This is a genomic window from Anaerostipes faecis (assembly GCF_910574135.1).
GTDB classification, from domain to species: Bacteria; Bacillota; Clostridia; order Lachnospirales; family Lachnospiraceae; genus Anaerostipes; species Anaerostipes hominis.
The window spans coordinates 51,739-71,236 of record NZ_CAJSYK010000005.1 but is presented as its reverse complement, the minus strand read 5'-3'; the positions used below and the strand labels follow the sequence as shown (position 1 = coordinate 71,236).

15 protein-coding genes are annotated in these 19,498 nt (G+C 46.6%); all 15 read right to left on the bottom strand.

Features of this window, described 5'->3' with window-relative positions; translation table 11 throughout:
• Positions 1-8: 8 nt before the first annotated feature.
• Positions 9-854, bottom strand: coding sequence for a dTDP-4-dehydrorhamnose reductase (rfbD, locus tag QGT46_RS05220; RefSeq protein WP_148459407.1), 846 nt, complete (start codon positions 852-854; stop codon positions 9-11).
• 3 nt (positions 855-857) lie between these two features.
• The gene (gene rfbB, locus QGT46_RS05215) at positions 858-1,889 is read right to left on the bottom strand and encodes a dTDP-glucose 4,6-dehydratase (protein ID WP_024729138.1); all 1,032 of its coding nucleotides are present in this window, start codon (positions 1,887-1,889) and stop codon (positions 858-860) included.
• A gap of 16 nt (positions 1,890-1,905) precedes the next feature.
• The gene (gene rfbA, locus QGT46_RS05210; protein ID WP_024729137.1) at positions 1,906-2,787 is read right to left on the bottom strand and encodes a glucose-1-phosphate thymidylyltransferase RfbA; all 882 of its coding nucleotides are present in this window, start codon (positions 2,785-2,787) and stop codon (positions 1,906-1,908) included.
• 367 nt (positions 2,788-3,154) lie between these two features.
• Positions 3,155-4,342, bottom strand: a complete 1,188-nt coding sequence (locus QGT46_RS05205; RefSeq protein WP_024729136.1) for a MerR family transcriptional regulator — start codon at positions 4,340-4,342, stop codon at positions 3,155-3,157.
• A 25-nt stretch (positions 4,343-4,367) separates the two neighbouring features.
• Complete coding sequence (locus QGT46_RS05200; RefSeq protein WP_270431867.1) at positions 4,368-4,535, bottom strand: hypothetical protein; 168 nt, start codon at positions 4,533-4,535, stop codon at positions 4,368-4,370.
• Between the two features lie 164 nt (positions 4,536-4,699).
• Positions 4,700-5,314 carry a hypothetical protein gene (locus QGT46_RS05195; RefSeq protein WP_024729135.1) on the bottom strand — a complete coding sequence of 205 codons (615 nt, stop codon included), beginning with the start codon at positions 5,312-5,314 and terminating at the stop codon, positions 4,700-4,702.
• Positions 5,315-5,333: 19 nt separating this feature from the next.
• Positions 5,334-6,872, bottom strand: a complete 1,539-nt coding sequence (locus QGT46_RS05190) for a Hint domain-containing protein (protein ID WP_148459408.1) — start codon at positions 6,870-6,872, stop codon at positions 5,334-5,336.
• Between the two features lie 41 nt (positions 6,873-6,913).
• The gene (locus QGT46_RS05185; RefSeq protein ID WP_148459409.1) at positions 6,914-8,002 is read right to left on the bottom strand and encodes a hypothetical protein; all 1,089 of its coding nucleotides are present in this window, start codon (positions 8,000-8,002) and stop codon (positions 6,914-6,916) included.
• A gap of 10 nt (positions 8,003-8,012) precedes the next feature.
• Positions 8,013-8,774: a hypothetical protein gene (locus QGT46_RS05180; protein ID WP_148459410.1), complete on the bottom strand. Its 762-nt coding sequence runs from the start codon at positions 8,772-8,774 to the stop codon at positions 8,013-8,015.
• A gap of 15 nt (positions 8,775-8,789) precedes the next feature.
• A complete protein-coding gene (locus QGT46_RS05175) occupies positions 8,790-10,076 on the bottom strand; it encodes a hypothetical protein (protein WP_301589849.1) in 1,287 nt (428 codons plus the stop codon).
• 5 nt (positions 10,077-10,081) lie between these two features.
• Positions 10,082-13,483 carry a hypothetical protein gene (locus QGT46_RS05170; RefSeq protein WP_148459412.1) on the bottom strand — a complete coding sequence of 1,134 codons (3,402 nt, stop codon included), beginning with the start codon at positions 13,481-13,483 and terminating at the stop codon, positions 10,082-10,084.
• Complete coding sequence (locus QGT46_RS05165) at positions 13,480-14,298, bottom strand: hypothetical protein (protein ID WP_148459413.1); 819 nt, start codon at positions 14,296-14,298, stop codon at positions 13,480-13,482. Before QGT46_RS05165 ends, QGT46_RS05170 begins: the two co-directional genes overlap by 4 nt.
• Entirely contained in the window at positions 14,270-15,550 is a 1,281-nt protein-coding gene (locus QGT46_RS05160) for a hypothetical protein (protein WP_148459414.1), read from the bottom strand. The genes QGT46_RS05165 and QGT46_RS05160 overlap by 29 nt, the downstream gene beginning before the upstream one ends.
• A 12-nt stretch (positions 15,551-15,562) precedes the next feature.
• The gene (locus tag QGT46_RS05155) at positions 15,563-18,307 is read right to left on the bottom strand and encodes a DUF6603 domain-containing protein (RefSeq protein WP_148459415.1); all 2,745 of its coding nucleotides are present in this window, start codon (positions 18,305-18,307) and stop codon (positions 15,563-15,565) included.
• 245 nt (positions 18,308-18,552) lie between these two features.
• A complete protein-coding gene (locus QGT46_RS05150) occupies positions 18,553-19,362 on the bottom strand; it encodes a LytTR family transcriptional regulator (RefSeq protein WP_148459416.1) in 810 nt (269 codons plus the stop codon).
• Positions 19,363-19,498 lie beyond the last annotated feature (136 nt).

Sequence of the window (19,498 nt, the reverse complement as noted above, 5' to 3'; positions counted from 1 at the left end):
TGTTCCTCCTAATATCCGATTTCTTTTAAATACCTGGCAAGCGCATCCTGCCATGAAGGCAGCCTTTCAAAACCCTTTTGTGTCAGCTTTTCCTTATTCATCCGGCTGTTCTCCGGCCTCCTTGCCTTCGCCGGATATTCGTTGCTGCCCACCGGAACCACTTCAATCTCGATCCCCGCCTGTTTAAATATCTCACAGGCAAACTCATACCAGGTACACAGCCCTTCGTTGGTAGCATGATACCTTCCATACTTGTCTGTCTCTGCCATATCCACGAGGAGTCTGGCCAGATCAAAAGTATAAGTGGGAGATCCCGTCTGGTCATTTACAACCGTGAGTCTTTCATGATTCTTTGAAAGGTTCAGCATCGTCTTAATGAAGTTTTTCCCGTTGACTCCGAATACCCAGGCAATCCTCACAATAAAATAGCGCTCCAGAAATTCTTCGATGACCAGCTCGCCTTCATACTTTGTCTGTCCATATACGTTCAGCGGATTTCTCTCATCATCCGGCTCCCACGGTCTTTCTCCCTGTCCGTCAAACACATAGTCTGTGCTGATGTACATCATTTTAAGATCAAGATCCCGACATACCTCGGCTATATTCCGGGTCCCGTCTGCATTGATCTTCCTGCAAAGCTCCACATTGTCTTCTGCCGCATCCACGGCAGTGTAAGCGGCACAGTGAATCACCGCTTCCACATCCGCTTCCGTGACCACCTGCCGTACTTTTTCGGCGTCTGTGATGTCCATTTCCTGTACATCCACACCTATACCCTCATGGCCTCTCTTTTTCAGTTCGTCCATGACATCATGGCCCAGCTGTCCGGCTGCCCCTGTCACTAATACCCTCATACGCTACTCCTGTTCTAACCTTTTTCCATACTGATTCTCAAAATAGTTTGCATATTCACCGGATAAAATATTCTGCCACCATTCTTTGTTGTCTAAGTACCACTCGATCGTCTGACGTATACCGGTATCAAATGTATACTTTGGCTTCCATCCAAGCTCTGTCTCTATCTTTGTCGGGTCGATGGCATAGCGCATATCGTGTCCCGGGCGGTCTGTCACAAATTTGATCAGGCTTTCCGGCTTATCCAATGCTTTAAGTATGGTCTGCACCACCTCAAGATTTGTGCGTTCGTTGTGTCCGCCTACATTGTAGACTTCCCCCGGTTTTCCTTTATGGAGGATCAGATCGATGGCTTCACAGTGATCAGACACATGGAGCCAGTCTCTTACATTCTCCCCTTTTCCGTATACCGGAAGTTCCTCATCCGCCAGCGCCCTGCTTATGATGAGCGGAATCAGCTTTTCCGGGAAATGATATGGTCCATAGTTATTGGAGCATCTGGAAATTGTCACCGGGAGTCCGTATGTGCGGTAATACGCCAGGACAAACAGGTCTGCACTGGCCTTGGAACTGCTGTAAGGACTCGATGTGTGGAGAGGCGTCTCCTCCGTAAAAAACAAATCCGGACGGTCAAGAGGAAGATCCCCGTACACTTCATCCGTAGATACCTGGTGATACCGTTTTACACCGTATTTTTTTGAGGCATCCAGAAGAACTCTGGTTCCCATTACATTGGTTGTCACAAAGATACCCGGATCTGTGATGGAGCGGTCTACATGGCTCTCCGCCGCAAAGTTGACGACCATGTCAAAACGCTCTTTTTCAAACAGGTCCATGATAAACGGCTCATCCGCGATATCTCCCTTTACAAACTTATAGTTGGGCTTGTCTTCCACAGGTTTTAAAGTCTCCAGATTCCCTGCATAGGTGAGCAGATCCAGATTCACGATCTCATCATTCGAATACTTATTCACCATGTGATGAACAAAATTCCCTCCGATAAATCCGGCGCCGCCGGTCACTAAAATCTTCATAATGTTTTCTCCCGTCTTACTTGTCTATATATTTCCCATTCATTACATCCAAAAGGTATTGTCCGTACTGGTTCTTTTTCAGAGGCTCAATGTCTTTTAACAGCTGGTCCCTGGTGATCCAGTGCTGAAGGTATGCGATCTCCTCCGGGCATGCAATCTTCCTGTGCTGATGTGTCTCCACCGTTTTGACAAAGTTGGTCGCCTCCACGAGGGATTCATGTGTCCCTGTGTCCAGCCAGGTGAATCCCTGTCCCAGCAGAGTTACTTCCAGTTCTCCGTTTTCCAGATAGATTTTATTCAGATCTGTAATTTCTAACTCACCTCTGTCCGAAGGCGCAAGGTTTTTTGCGTACTCTACAACCCGGTTGTCATAAAAATACAGTCCCGTCACACAGTAGTTGGACTTTGGATGTTCCGGCTTCTCTTCTATGGAGATTGCTTTTCCGTCAGAATCAAACTCTACAATGCCGAACCTCTCCGGGTCATCTACATAATAGCCGAATACCGTAGCCCCGCTCTTTTTGTTGGCCGCAGTCTGAAGACGTTTCCTGAGCCCGTGTCCATGAAAAATATTGTCCCCCAGGACCATAGCCACATTGTCATCACCGATAAATTCTTCTCCGATGATAAATGCCTGTGCAAGCCCGTCCGGTGAAAGCTGAACCGCGTAGGAAAGCTCGATGCCAAACTGATGTCCGTCTCCTAAAAGTGCCTCAAACCGGGGGGTATCATCCGGAGTGGAAATGATCAGGATCTCCCTGATGCCTGCGTCCATGAGCACAGACAGCGGATAATAAATCATCGGCTTGTCATAGATCGGAAGCAGCTGCTTTGACGTCACCATTGTCAGCGGATACAGCCTTGTCCCGGAGCCGCCGGCTAAAATAATTCCTTTCATAATGAATATTCCCTTTCTCTTTGTCCGTTATCAGTTAGTGTTATTATAGTGGGTGACGTAACGTAATCGTCAAGACTTGATTTTATATTCTAAACATTTTCTTTTTTGTAAATATATTGTCTTATCTTTAATGATAACGTTTGGAATGTTCATGATTGCCGAAGGCAAATAATTTCCTTACGCATCCGTGCACAACCCGCGTAGCGCCTTTATGTTATAGGAGGTTCCGCAGGAGCTTCCTATAACATAAATAAACCTACCTTTGTACTTGGCCAGTCAAGGTAGGTTTATTTCTTACCCCAGAGGCTAACCACCGATGTGGGCAGTTTGCTCCTTTCTTTATTTTCAGTATAAATCTGTTTTCTTATCATTTCGCTTTCTTCGATACAAATACACCAGACTGTTTCGTAATTTTTACTTGCCCCTGTGTATCTATTTTCTTTTTGAGAAACTCCTTAAATTCCATCTGACGGTCATTTAATATCTCATTCTGGTTTCCATGGCAGGAAAGAATATAATCCAGCAGAGGCTCTGCCTCGGTAACGATCAGAGCATCCTCGTACTCAATCTTTTTCACATCTGCAAAATACCTTTTGAGGACAGCTTCCCCTCCCTCAAGGCCAAACATGTCAAAAAGATTCACTTCCGACAAGCTGATACGCGGATCAAATTCCTGGACCAGCATAGTAACTTCTTTCATATGTTCTTTTCCATAAGCGCTGCAGTAAAAAATCCCGTCATCTTTCATTACTCTGTGTATTTCCTCCAATGCCTTTTGAAGACTGCCAACATAAAACAGCACATGATTGGCAATGACCCTGTCAAAGCTCTTGTCAGAAAACGGTATGTTCTGGCAGTCAAACCTCTGAAACGAAAAATCAGGTCCTTTCACCTGTTCAATATTCTTTTCGGCATCAGACAGCATCCCCTCCGAGATATCGGATAGCACGACTTTCAGACCGGACAGTTCTTTTGTTTTTTCATTTTTCCACATCTGCCCGTTGCCGCAGCCGACCTCAAGCACTGCGCCTGCGTCCTTGAAATCCACAAGAGAAAAAAGCCACGGAAACCACCCCTGTTTATTTACAGAAAACCTGTCGTGCAGGCTGATCCTGATATCCAGATTCGTGGAATTTTGATAATGTTCTACCAGCGTCCGCTCCATACTCGTCATATGGATCAGGCCAAGAATCTCATTCCAGTCTACCTCGCTGGTCTCTTCAATCACTTTTGTCGTCTTTCGCAGAGCTTCTTCCATCAGCTTTAAATGCTCTGCTTTTTTGTGCAGCAAATCCGCCTGCATCTGGAGAGATTTCGTAATATCTGATACGTCATCGTTAATGGTCATATTTTTGATCTCTTCCAGGGAAAATCCCAGATATTTTAAAGATAGCACTTTTTGGAGTTTTAAAAAGTCCTGGTCTGTATACATCCTGTATCCGGCATCATTGCGGAAACTCGGCTGTAAAATGCCTTTTTTATCATAATACCGAATGGTCCGGATGGTCACTTTCGCCTTTTTGGCAAATTCACCGGTAGTATAACACTTCTGCATAAGATTCCCGCCTCCCTCGCAGTTTCTATCTACCAGTATAAGTGATTCTCCTTTCTCTCACAAGCCTGTATGAAAGCAGATAAAAAGCTGAAGAGACTCCGGGGATCAAAATCTGTTCAGCTTCGATCATAAGATCCTTTCTGCCCTGATGGTTTGGATCACAATAAAAACATACTTCAACTTTTCCTGCCATAACGCACTCCTTTTGATTATTATTTGATTATATTATTGTTATATTATAATACTATTTTTGTAATATTTCCACTACTTCTCCAAAATATATCTCAACACAAGACATTCCCGGAGGCTCCTGCCCCCGGGAATGTTCTCCTGTTTATTTATAATTTTCAAACTGCTTCAGGCCTGTGCCGTCTCTTTCAAAAAGTCTTCGATCATAAACATATTCATAGTGTCTGTGACCTTTTTACGGTTTGTTTTCCACACTGAAAAATAGATTTCGTCGAGAGTGAACAGGTCCATGTTTCCAAGAAGCTTTGAAGTATCGGCTTTCAGACTGAAGGCATATTCCAGCTCTTTTTCTTTTGTTCCATCCTCCTTTTTAGCAGAACGGTAATAGAGAAACGCCTGCTGTACATAGATACGGATTGACATAGGATCAAAACCGCTGCCTGCTTTCTTAGGATCACTCATACTGCTCACTGTACTGTTCAGCTGAGTCTCCATATCCGCAACTTCTTTGTCTCCTTCTTTGGCTCCCATTAGTTGCTTGACTTCCTCCACCATCTCCTGTATGGTCATTCCCTCCTGTCCGGCAGAATCCGTCGGTGCCAGCAGGAGCATCATGACGTCCCCGTCCTTTTCGAGCGCAGCCACAAAATGATTTTTCAGCAGCGTAAATTTCACTCCCGCATTGATGCGTACAGGGATCGCGACATCTGTTCCCGTCCCTCCTTCCAGAACTATTTCCGGTTCCTTTGGCACTACTTCGCTTGGTTCTTTTGGATCTGGCATAATGTTTCTCCTTTCTCTTTTATGAAAAATTTTTAAACTTCTCTAAATCATTCAGGATATCCTGCGGCAGCTTCGGTTCCGGCTTCTCCATACTGTTTTGCTTTCCAAAGTCTCCCACATAAAAACCATTGGCAAAAAATCCTTCTCCCTGTTCCAGTTCCAGAGAATACACCCGGTCATAATAAGGCTCATCATAAACCTCATCCACCGGACTGTACAGTTCTCCATCCATGAAGATCTTATCTGACGCAGTGACCTCTCTTGCCTGTTTCCATCCTTCCTTTGTCATGACCGGATGGTCCATTGTCATCATGATGGTTTTTCCTCCGGCCTTTATATATTTCAGGATTTCTTCATTTCCCGTATAAATATTGATGACCTTTTCATAGGTTCCCTTGGCGGAAGCCACGTAATCCCCAATCTTTACATCACACACCGGAATACTGCCCCGACCCCTTGTTTTGATCACAGCTCCTTTTTCAAGGCATCCCCAGAGCAGATGCATACAGGGGATCTCCACAAGATTGCCTCCCTCATATTTTTTTGGGACCAGCTGACTGTCCATCTGCAGAGAATATCGAAGCCCATCTGTACACGAGAACTCTATATACATGGATAAATAAAAGTCATCTTCCCCTGCCACGCCGCCCTGGCTGATAAAGCTGTTCCACGCCTGAGGCAGAACTAACAGGTATCCCTTTGTAAATCTCTGTGATATCAAAGGATAAAACGGCGGCATATTGCTCCACTGAGATGCAGGGATTAATTTAATCTGCTGAAAGTTTTGAAACTGCACCGTGGAATGTCTGGTACTATAAATATAAATATCTCCCTGCACCCTGGGATTTTGAGCCGCCTGCTTTCCTGCGTCCATCTCAAACTGCATGGCAATCGGCAGATACACACAAAAATTATTGTTCCGTCTCTCGGGATTCGCATAAAAGTAGTCCGATGTACCCATGGCATCTGTGCGGAAATAAACAATGTTGATCTTGGACCTTCCGGCTTTGGACACCGGATGAAGGATCTGGCCCTTTCCGATAATATCCAGGCCCGCACCGATGACCGCGGTTCCCCTCAGATTTCCTGCCTTAACCGGCTTCCAGAGGGCGGGAACCCTTAACATATAATTGATTTCTGCCTGTATTCCGGACAGTTCCTCCCGTTCCATCCTTATCTTCTCCTCAATCATAAGGAAACTGCACTGCGTTACTGCATAAGAAAAAGTCCATGTTTTCCCCTGCTCATTCCAAATTTTCAGCCTTGCAATCAAATAATTGGGACCGCCTGATTTATGGATCTTTCCTTTTACCGTGAGTATTTTTGCCTTTGGATCATAAAACAGCCTTAATTTTTCAAATTCCTCCCATCCATCAAAATCGGCGTTCTGTGTACTTGCCCTTCCCTCTTCATTCCGGTTCCCGGCCTGCTTTTGTGCCGTTACCATGTCTTCATACAATGCCGGGTATTCCTCTTTTAATTTCTGCTCTCCTCCGAAGATACTGACGAGTATCTCTTTCTCTTTGCCCTTAAAAAGTTCCGTCTGTATTTCCCGCATAATATCCCCCTTTCTTAACTTTCAATGAATTTTGACTTTTATTATCCTCTGTAAATATACTGGCTGCTGTCCTCATAAATATTTTCAATTTTGGTCCTGACTGTACGAAATTCAAACAGATACTGATTGCCCGTATTGGAGATCACTCCGGCCCGGAGCAAAGAGTCCGCAGTAAACCCGTCTCCGCTGTCATAAAGATTCCAGAATTCTTCTGAGAGTTCTGTATAGATTTGATTCTCTGCCATTTTTTCGGGACTGTTTCCGTCATTAAATTTCCTGCTTTTCAAAAAGTTAAAAACACTTTTTTCGTTAATTTTTAAATAATCCACCAGCTTATATACCGGTGACCTGGGAAGCACACCCCACATATTTTTTTCTTCTGCATGGTTTCTGTTAAAGTCTGTAAAATGTGTATGATTTGGATGCTGCCTGACATAAAGTTTTACCGACCAGTCGAAGATTGATCCAACGTAACTGTACATAAATTTCTGCTCCGCCGTGGGATTGACAGCCCCAAGCGGATCGGCCAGTTCCTCTGACAGATCTTTCATCCATGGCATATCCCATTTTCGCCGGTCCCAAAGTGCTTTCTGTAAAAACTCGCCGGTAAGATCATCTCTTCCGATTCCAATCGTCATCTGATTGGCACATCTGATAACGGAGTGGTACTCATTCCGGAAAAAATAAAATTTTCTGCGGTCTCCGGGTTTTCCTTTTATCTTATACGTCTCCAATCTTTCTCCCTGAACCTCTGTCGAGAATTCACCGGCAATATAATGTTTCCCTGCTACTGTAAGGTCAGCGTCCGCAGGGTTTTTTGTCTGTTTCTGCATGGGCACAAATTCCCTGACAAAAAGCTTAATCGCTTCTTTTCTTTTTCTCCATCGGTCCGCTTCATGGTTTCCTGCAGGCGTGGTGGCAAGCTCCAGCTGAAAACACGTCCCGAATCCTGGAATGGTAATTCTTGTGTCTGCAGTCACATCAGCAAGCTTCTCCTCCCCTTCCCAAATAGAAGCAATGGCCTTGCTGTCCTGGTCCAACTCAGCCGGCGAACCATCTTCATTGACGAGAAACAGATATACTTCTTTTATTTCCTGTTCCGTACCGATCGTAATACTTTCGTATGCCATAGTAACCTCCTTATTTCAGTTCAAACGGATAAATATCCGCAAATTCAATTTTCCCCTTTTCTCCTGCATCACACCGGATAGAAAGCGTCACGGTGTCCCCGCCTGTCCGGGTAAAGGACGCATGTCCGGAAGCACTCTTTGCAAATGTGCTCTTGTGATCCGACGCCCCGATGATCACGTCCTTTCCGTCATTGTTCACAATCCTCCACGAGAGCTCATACCTTTGCTCATTCCCATTCTTCATCATCACATATTTAAGCCTCTGGATTTCCAGTGCGTCCGATCTTCCCGCCTTTACCGTCTTTTCTTTATATCCGATTTCTCCGCCGGCAGCCAGAATGTGATATCTATATACGGTGTATTGGTTCTTTAAAACATAACTTCCTGAGTTCCCCTCGACTCTGCCGATTCCATGATCTAAATACCCAAAATCAGTCTTTCCCAGCTCAAAATCAAATTTGGTCTCCTCACCGGCACTGACAGGACCCGCAGGGGATACAGAAATCTCCTTTACATCTTCTCCCCCGCTGATTTTTGCTGTAATCTCTTTTTGTACACTCTCCCTGCCCTTGACTGCTCTGAGGATTACGGTCATTGTTTCATAAATATAGACTTCCAGTTCTCCGTTTCTGTCGACTTTCCAGTTGTACGGATAGATCATACAAAAATCACAGTCCGGACAATCCCACATAAGCTTCAGAAGTTCTCCTGCGGCTGCCTCGTATGTCTGCTCCGGGTCGGTCCCGTTTATTTTAAATGACTTAATTTCCATGGCATTCCCCTTTTTCTAAATTGTAATCTGATAACCTTTGTGTGCTCCGTCAGCATATCTTTCCACATACATCGTCACCAAAATATTCTCTCCTGCCCTTGTTGCCTCTGTTCCCGTCAATATCTGCTGCCAGCTTCCCTCCGTTCCCAGATTCTCACCTCCCTTTATGTCGTAAAGTTCATTCCGCTCACGATCCTGATAGACAATGCGGATGGATTTTGCAGTATTTTTGCTTTTCAGCTCATAAAGTTTCCACAGGACGTCCAAAATCTGAAAGCCTTTATAAAATGTAATGGTTTTCTGAAAATGTACGATATCAATTCTCTCATCCTCTGTTCCATAGTACACTGCACTCTCCACAGACGTATTTTTCCCCTCTGCGGTCAGAACAACAGGGAGACCCGGCGTATAATCGCTGAGATTTGCCGACCCGGAAGAAAAGCTTGTGGAAATATCGTTTATTTTAATATGTTTCCCGCAGCATACGTCCCACTTGATCTTTTCTTCCTCATAGTCGGCCCAAAACTGTCTCAGGCAGAGCGGCAGTACCTGGATCAAAGTTTTTCTAGTATCCTTCTTCTCACCGTTGACTGCTTCCAGCGTATATTCAGCCGTATTTAAAACAGTGACCACCTCGCTGCTCTTTGACGGGTCGATCTCTTTCTTTACTCCTCCGGAGAAAAGAAACAGCTTTTGGGCGTTTTGGGCAAACCAGTTAAGCCTGACTTGTTCTCCGGATAAAGCACACCCCGACTCGGGATAAAAATCCTGGACCTTCACTGTGTGATCCCGTTCTTTTTTAATCTCCAACCCATGTTCCTGCGGATCTTCTGCAAGAATCCCGACAGTGCACCGGATAACAGAAGCACCTTCCGCGGCAGTGGTCACCACGTTTTCCATCATCAGATCCATAATCTGTTGATCCTTCATAGACCACGCTTCGCCCGGTGTTAAAGCATAGATAAATTCTTCTTCCTCCTCAAACCTGCACGCATACCACCCGGCATTTCCACTCCGCTTTTCTTTCTTATGACTTTTCAGTTCTATAAATTCTTCTTTTGAAACATCAACCACAGTCCAGTCATCTATCTTGAATTCTATTTGTCTGAGATTCTTTAGTTCCGCAAAATCTTTGCCTTTCGTTCCCGCCGGAAATGCATACTCGATCTGGCTGATCAGCGGTTCCTCATTCTGATCATACGTAACCTTGATCTCCAGTTTATTTTTGGCAGGAGACGCCTGACTATCAGAGACGATCAGTTTATTTCCTCCCACAGTCACAAACGTAAATGTTCCTTCCATCACAGTCACCCCTTTTCTTTCGCACCGGCCTTAAGCAGCAGCCAGCCTTCTTTGATCTGTTTCCATTCTTCTTCCTGGTCCATGTCCATCCACGGAGGTTTGATGTCCCGTTCCTCATTTTTTATTCCCGGTTTTTCAAAGGATAAAAAGCTCCATTCTTTTTCCATAGCTTTGGGAAGAAACATCTGAAGCTGGCTTTGCGGCGTCAGGAAAGGCCCGTAATACAATGTAAGATAAATATTCTCTATAGCCCGCTCTGTCCAGGCTTCGCTGAGTTTCATCTCTCTGACCGGAAGCAGCCCTGTTGTCATACTGATATTTCCTGCCGGATGAAACAAAACAGTCAGTCTTGTGGGCAAAGCGTCTTTTGTCGTTTTCATGTTCAGCGTTGTATTCTGATCCAGATATGCCGTCCTGCTCTCTGTTCCCTTCTCGCTCCGGCACTGATGAAATACGCAAAATCCCCCGCCTTCTCCGTGCAGATAAAACCCTGCAGTCCCGTCTGTCTGGCGGACTTCGTCTCCGATGCGAAGGGGTATCTGAAGCCGGTCAAGCAGAGACTCTGCCCTTTCACTGTTATCGTAAATCATGGGCACAGGGCTGCTGCCCTTCACTTCCACTTTAATTTCAATCCCTGCCAGTGCCAGCGGCCTGCCCATGCCGGCCTGAATCTGTTCCTGAGCAGTACCGCCTCCGGATCTGCTTGTCCACATACTGTCATCGAGAGCCTTTAAAAATTCCGGCAGCGTGGACGGTTCTCTCCTGCCGGCTTCTAAGAGCCCTTCTGCAAATCCCCGGAGGCCGGGCCCCATCCCGTCTAAGATCTCCTCTTCTTTCCCTGTCTGCCCCGGCGGGTTCCTCAAAGAAATTTCAAAGATGCCGCTGCCGTCCATCCTCATGGTATTTTGAATACTGCCGGCCATAGTGCCGTCCGGATGGTAGATGTGCAGACAGGAATCCAAAAGATTCACCCACAGCCATCCAAAAACCGGTGATATTTCATCACCTATGCCTGTCTCCTGCATAATCCAGCGGCTTCTTAGCCTCATAGGCGCCAGGATTCTCGGCCTCAGCAAAAACCTTGGTGCAGGATTATCCTGCCCCATTCGAAGGTTCTCAGGCACGATTACGTCTCCTACATCATACTTCAGCACCCTTCCAAAGCTGTCGATCACACGGACCCGGTCAATCCTTCCGAAGCCCGCCCTTATGGGATAAAAGGCCTCTGTCGGCTTTCTCTGGTTTCTCTTGGACTGATTCAAGTCCTCGTAAAGTTCTGTCCCCTGAATGGCCCGGGAAGTCAGCGCCGTGATCTCCTGGTCTAACGTCCGGTTCATCCATGGAGCCACAACCACACTTTCCTTTCTGGTGATCAGTTTGTCATGAAAACCGTCCAGGCTCTGTGACAAAATCTTCATCCCTGCCATCTTATTGCCTATATCCCTGTATTTCTCATCCGACACATATTTCTTAAACATCCCTGACAAATAGTCAGCCCCATATGGTGATAAAATACATCTGCCGGTGAAAGGCTCAAAAACTTCCTCCCCGATCGTTTCTCCTTCATAGTCAAAATCCGTCTCTTTTAGCCTCCAGTTTTCAAAGCCCGAAGCCCCCTCTTTTATTTTCGGGTCGGGATAATACTTGATACTCCACTCAAGGATCAGGGGATTCCACGCCGGAGACCATACATAGTTTCCAATAGGACTGGCCATTGTTCCTCCGCATAGGTTTTCTCTGCTATTAAGACAGTCTTCATATGCCGTGACCGCATGAGACATCAGCCTTGTGTCTCTCTGTTTTTTATACCGGCGCAGAAGCTTGTCCGCCGTATAGAAAATACAGCCCCTGGCAGTCAGTGCCCCCTCCCGGACAAGCTGCTCTATGACCGGTTCTTTGATCCGCTCCGTCCCCTCTAAAAGCTGCTCACCTGAAATTTTGACCTTTTCTCCTTCCGTAACTCCCGAAATCTTTACTATGACTTCAGAAATGATATCTTTCCGGTTCCGCCCGGGGATCTTACCGTCAATTTTATACTCTTCCAGCCGCTTATAGATGCTGCTCTGGCCGGCCCCTTCCAGCAAGAACGTAAGGTCTCTCGGCCTCCAGTATCTCTCTCCCGGTGCCTCGATCAATGCTTCCCCGTCTCCAAGCAGAGCTCTGAGTTTTTTGACCGCCTCCTGCTCCAGGGCTTCCTCATGTTTCCTTTTCTTTTCCAGATCAGTGACCGCTTCCATCCTCTGTGAAATTCCGCTCTTTGCCTTTTCAAGAAATTTGGGGTCCATCGCATATTTTCGCCAGAGCAGATAGATCTCCTGCCGTTCTTCTTTAATCTGTTCCTCATATTCCTCCTGATGTCTTCTGCGGCGGAAAATCTCATAAAGGATTTCCTCCCTTTCCCGAAAACACCCGGCTTCTTTTCCCTGAATTTTAAGCTCTTCCTTGGAGGGTTCGGGGAGGAACTGGTACTGTTTGATCTTCTTCTCCCCCTCCAAAGCTCCGTCAAGCTTCTCCCACTCGGACAGGGTGCCGAAAAACAAATGCTTCAGCACTTTTTCCATCTCCGGCTGCTTCAGATAATAGCTTCCGAGGGCTGCCGCGGCCTCTTCCAGTGAATTTCCCACCGCCACATTGGGCATGCTGGTGCCGCTTGGGAGCCCTGTCTCATAGCTGCCGGAGGGACCCGTCCATTTGATTCCGGTGACAATTCCATGGCACACCGTATGATCTTTGGGGTCCTCATTCTCTGTCCAGCCGCACACAATATAAGTAAGTCTTATAAAATCCTCTGTCCCTTCTTTGACCTCAAGATCAGAAAGACTGTCATAACAGCCAAGAACATTTTTACACTCCGGATAATATCCGCTGAAATGAGGCTTCCCCGTACTCACTGCCGAAAGATGGGGAAGATGTTCTCCGGGAGAAGTAATCACGCCGTCGCAGGCTCTCATTTTGCCCAGAAACCGGTACGGTTTTTTCGGATCATGATATCCGATGGACGTGTACTGTTTGTCGCTGTCGGGGAACGCTGAGAGAAGATCACTCTCAAGAATCCAGTTTTTTCTCGTCAAAACCGGTTCCTTTCCTTCGCTTTCCAAAACCGCGATCCTTGTTACAGTCCACCGGTTCGGAAAGTCCGGATAGACGATATCCCCGCCTTCCTCCTGCTGGCTTCCGTGGGTGAACTCCTCCGGAAGAATAAAATGCAGATGTACCCCGGGCTCCTCCGGGCTGTTGTTTCCCGTAAATGTTTTGCTCTCCATGTCATCTCCCGCCGGCGCTGCCAGCAGGCTCCGATAATTTTCATTGATGTTGGCCATGGAAACATTTCTCCCGCTGCCGAACACAGCAGCCTCCACATGGATTGGGAGCAGGCGCATTTCTTCAAGATCATCTGAAATTCTCATTTAAATTCCTCCCCCATTGTATACACTCCGGTCTGTGCGTTTTGTATCATCTCCAGTGCAAATTCTGCCGATGTCATATTTTGAAGTCCTGCTGCCTCCTTCAGTTTGGCCGCCGAGGCTTTCACATCGATCACTCTGTCTTCTTTGGATTTCCAGACAAGCTCCGCCTGTTTGTCACCCAGCTTTCCCTCGTTGATCTCCCGGACCGTTTTTTTCATCACCCCGTCTTCGGTATGGAATCCAAAATGGAGCCCCTCCGGAGGCTGCGCAATCTCAAGCCTGCGGATCTCTCCTTTAAAAATTCCCAGAAGAAGCTGTCGCCCGAGAGTTTCAATCCGAAGCGCCTTTAAGAGCTCTCCTCCCTCCCGCTGACCATATGCCCGAAATTCCAGTCCCCGGAAATTTTCTGTCAAAACGGAATTCAGCAGAAATCCGCTGATCACTTCCGGGACATCCTCTTCTGTATCCGTGTATTCTCTTTCCTGGAGTTTCAGGCGCACCTGCTCATTTTCCCTTAAAGCCTGCCGGTAAATATCCACGATCAGCTCCGTGTCGTGGGCATAGTCGATGGATGCATTCCTTCCCACACTGCAGATCCCGTCCAGCATTGCCAGCACCCAGTTGTGGTCCACCTGAAAAAAGTTCAGGCTGTCCTTTTTCAGCATATCCGGCACCGGAAACAGGTACGCCGCCGGAACATGATAAAACAGGCTTGCCTCTTTTAACAGTTCCAGCACTGATTCCGGAAATCCTTCGGAGCCCAGCCCCTCAAAATAGCCGGTACGGTCACACTTTCCCTGAATCCACCGTCCCATCGGCCTCATCCCCTTTCTCGGCTGCCAGCTGACTGGCCGCCCGGACACATGCGTTTATAAGCTGCTCCCCCACATCTTTTCCCTCTGCAGGAATCCGGTCAAAAAGCTGGCTCTGCTGAAAATTCTGTGCCGCCTCCGAGCAGTGATCCAGCCTCCATGAAACAAGCTCCCTGCACACCGTCAGATGATTCATGGAAACCATCCGTCCCAGCTGCCATGCACATGCATAACTCACATCCATCATTCCGCAGACGGGATCATAAAAATAAAATTGATCTGAGAATATCCGGTATCTGGGTTTCATCTGTTTTTCTCCGTATGGAATCCAGGGTCCCCGATACCAGGAAACCGTTTTGCTCCCATCCCTGACATCGTGATTCACCGGACAGTACCCCCTGCTTAAAATATCCACAAGCTCCCCCTGCTTTCCTTCCGGGTTCACCGCCCTTTTCAGCACACCGGGAGAGATTCTCTTCAAAGCTGCCCGGAAATCATACGGTTGTTTTGTGACGACAAACTCCCATGCATACAGGCAGATCAGACGCACAAATCCTGCATTTTCAGGAATGCTGACCCCCTCATACTCTTTAAGGGAAACTACATAGGCTTTATGGGCAGTCTTTTTCCCCTTTTCTTCCGGCTCCTTCGGATACCTCTTCGACACCAGGCAGGAAAATGTCCCGTCCCTGACCAGAGGATCTGTTACCTTGTCATCAAGCTTCACCTGTCTTACATGAGTGAGGAGTTTTCGCTCTTCCGAGTCTGTGAACAGCCGACGGTATAATTTCAGGGGAATATCCACAAACTCACATGTTTCATCCCCGGTTTCGGCATCGCTGTTCTGCGCCCGGAGGTGTTCGGATACAAAAACACCCGGTTCTTTCGGACAGCAAATCTCTGCCACTTTCATCGTGCGCTTTTGCACTCCCTCATCCTCCGTACAGAGGAATACAGCCAGCCCCGGGCTTCCGTCCCGGCACCCGAACTCCCACGGCAGAGTCCCCCGGTTAAACACAATATGGGGAAGACAGTTTGAAAACTCTCCTTCACTCCCTGCCGCCGGATAAACAGAATACACCTCGCCGGGGTCCATCGAAAATCTTTTTGCCGCGGCGACCAGGTGAATTGTCTCTTTGCTCTGTTTTTCCGTGCCATCTTCTCTGATCCCGGTATTCAATTCTATTTCCAGCTCATAAAGCCCGCTCTTTATCTCAGGCAGATCTTCGTCTGCAAACCTCATGCTCACTTCCATAGCCGGACCTCCTTATTTTTTATCTTCCCGGTATCCCGTACTCCTCATCTCCGCCGGTGCAGAGAGGAGCTGCTTTAAATGTGCTGCAAAATGCTCCATACGGATCTCGTCTTCCGTCCTCACTCCAAACTCATTCAGTTCCGAGAGCCATTCTCTTCTCTTATCATTTTCCGCAATGGAATCCTCCATCTCTTCTCCCGTAAAATCCTTTCCCTCTATGTTTTTTGCCTTCTCCCACATAAAATGCTCCGGACAGTGGTACTCCTCATTTTTTAAGAGCTGTGCCAGCCGGTACCATCCCGGACTTCCTCCTTTATCCGGCGGTATGAAGTGTCCGGTCTTTTCGCCGCCCCAGATGGAAAGTCCCATGCATGCGTCCTTTATCATGTCCTGGTTCATATCCGGTCTCCGGTCATTCCACAATGCCCTGGGGACATTTTTATAGACGGGCCGGTAATTCACCCCTGTCTCCGACATCTTTCCATCCGCATCGTATCCGTAAAGACGAACATCCAGCGCAGCATGAAGTCCCGTAAGCCCCATGGGGTATATGCCATACCCCGGGTTCTTAAGTCTTTCACCCTTTTTGTTCACCTGTGCAGACACAACCGGCAGGGCACTCTCAATTTCCATTTGAAACTGTCTCGCACTTATGTAATGGTATTTGGTCCCTTCTTTCTCCCTTTCTCCAAGATAACCTCCCTGCGGATTCATTCTTGCCAGTTTCAGCGGCTCCTGGCTCTTTTCACTGATGTCGGACGAGGACACTTCTCCTCTTACGCCGCCGCCAAAATCCGGCAGAAATTCTGTGTAAAACTGTTTCCAGTTAAGCCTTGGCGGCTGATTCTGGCTTCCCGAATTGAACTTTATAGTAAAAGAGATGATAAACCATTTTATATGTGCGGTTCCGGAAAATTCAGGCCCCCACAAGTGCAGGTCCGCGCCCAGTTCGATCCTGAAAGTCTTATGAATGAAGCAGAGGTCCAGACGGTAGGACGCGCCCACACTCACTCCTATGTTAATATCGTAGTGAAACGGCTTCCACCGGATCAGAAAGTCCGCATAAGCATGACACCAGGCCGCAAGCTTTCCTGTATGATAATTAAGTTCCAGTTTGCCCCCTGCCATCAGACAGTTTGGCGTCAGCGCAAAATAAGCTTCTCCGATCAGTTCCAGATGATCGCTGATCTTCCAGTTCAGTCCCACCCTGTCCACCGCCGGATAATGCCTTCTCTGGAACTGAGGATGATATCCTCCTACAGAGAGCACAAAATCTCCTGCATATTCTCCTTTAAGCCAGGAATAAAAAGCAAATCCTCCGGTGAGTCCGGCATCCCTGCAAAACAGGTAAGAGTCATTTGACATGGCCCCCTCGATCAGCAGAATTCCGTCATCCGGTGAGAAGACCGCTCTCAGATTAAGGCATCCGTAGACAACCGGATCACTGCACTTGGGAGGAAGTGAGATCTCAGACGTCCCCAGGAGGGAAAGCTCAAACTTCGTCCCGAACTCCACGTTGACAATCACAACCGACTCTACGATGCCGAAGGATGTAAATTTGACCCCTGCCGTCAGAAAATTCATGCCCTCACACGGTTCAATATGATCACTTAGAGTATTCAGGGCATCGGAAGCTCCTGTTCCCGGCTTTAATGTCCCGCCTGTGCCCCTTGCCGCTGCCACAAAAGGAAAATCCTTGACCCCGGACAAAGACGGTATGTTGATTTTCCGGTTCAGGCCAAAACCTGCGCATAATCCCGTAATATAAAAACAAGGCGGCCCGCCGAACGCATAATCAAGCATCAAATATACGAAAAAAGAAGGTTTGTCTGTTTTTTTCGTCAGTCCGTAAGAGCCGAGGGCTAAAAAAGTGAACTTCTCAAATGCCACTGTAACTTCACCGTTATAGAGCCGTCCGGGTTCAGCCACATACAGTCCTCCTGAGATCATCAGGGGAGGTTTTTTCACCGTCACTGCCATGCCTTTTAATCCAAACTGAAAATCAAATTTCGGTCCGGGCTTGATCCCCAGAGAAAGTTCCATGAATTCAAGAGTCAGGACCGAGATCGTAATTCCTGCATCCACACACACCTGGATTGCTCCGTCCTGAAACGCTCCTCCGATTCTTTTTACAAAACAAGGGCCGATTTTTTTGTTCAGTTCCATCCAGTGTACGCCGGATTTCTTTTCTTCTGACGGAGACGGAGGCTTTGATTCCTCAATGTCCTGCTGGGGAAGTTTGACGTCCTCATCTCCGAATTTGTACTCGTTTCCCGAAAAACTGGCTTCTATGAGACACTGTCCCCGGAATCCTCCCTCTTCCTGGTATGCGGCCTGCATATAACGGACTCTGATCAAATCCTGCTCTCCCAAGTATTTTCCCATCACGGGCAGATCGTGAAGCCTGCAGGAGATTTCAGGATATAGTCTGAGACTGTAAATCCCTTCTTTTATTTTGGCAGCAAACAGAAGTCTCCTGTTTTCGGCAGTGCTGATCTCCATTAAAATTTCCTGTCTTCCCGCCCTGTATAATACTCCTGCTCTCTTAAGCTCCATTTCCCAGTTCAAAAATTGGGGAAGACCCAGTGACAGACTGTCCATGATACCCCACAGGCTCAGCTTGTGATGATTATCATTTTCCCATCCGGCACCCAGACAAAGGCCGTGTTCACCATAGACAATGGACACCCGAAAAGGCTCTCCTGCTATATGTACTCCTGTCTGGAGTGCTGCCTTAAGTTTCGGTTCTTCTGCCACATGATCACCTCCGTCTCAAAACAAAGTCTTTCCTGAAAAATAATAAACAAAAAGACCCCTCAGCAATGAAGGATCTTCTTATTATTACCGTTATGTATCTATGCCTGTTAAAACTCCGATGTCATCTGTTTTCCCAAAGACCCTGCAGTTTTGTTACAATGCTTATCTTTTACTATATCGGGGTTTTGTTGTATTTTCAATCATATTCTGCCAATGACTGCTCAGGACAAGTCAATAACCAAATATTATATATAAATTTCGTTTTGTCTCTGGTTCACTGCGCGCAGAACCTTTTCTTTGATCTCCCTGTATTTTTTCTCAGGAATCGGAAGCTCAATTCCCTGGCTGATCGCCAGCTGGTATCTCTTAATTCCGGTAATATATCTGCTGTTGACAATAAAACTTCTGTGCGTTTTTATGAAACCTTCTCCGACTTTTTTCTCCAGATCGGATATAGATTCCCTGGACAGAATATCCCTGTTCAGACAATGGATCACACTGTCTGTATTTTCTGCTTCTATATATACAATGTCTTTATTCCTTATAACATAAGTCCGATCATGTTTCCCGTAGGCAATAAGGCGGCTCCGATTTTGGCTGAGCAGTTTTTTAACATATTCATATGTCTCTGTTCCCATCGAGTGAGAAAAACGTTCATTATTTTTCTGGAATTCAATCGGATTTGATACATGAAAATGAAGCAGCTTAAACTTCTGCCCCTCTGTCTTCCATATAAGAGTAATGCGCTGAACTGCACCTAATATTTCACCCCTTCCCTGTGAAGCGGCAACCTTCATACACCCTGCTACAATAAAAATATCATCACTGTTTGCAACTACCTGAAATTCTTTTTTAAGAATATCACATCTGGGCACATCAAAATTTTTAATGTATTCACAAACCTGTTCATAGCCTTTGATACACTGTCCGTCCGCGGCTCCGATCCACGTTACATCCGGATGAAGTTTTTGGATTAAATTATTCGAATCCTGATGATAAAAGCTTTCAATTACTTGCCTGGTTAATTCTTCTGCCTGATGATAAATTGAGATCATATCCAGTCCTCCTTTACGTTTCCGCGGAAGCATTACTCCCGCACACTTAAGTCAATCGCCTGTATTCTCTCTTTTCCATTATATCACATTGATCATTTTGTTAAGTCCCCGGTTAAGTATCATAAAATAAAAAAAT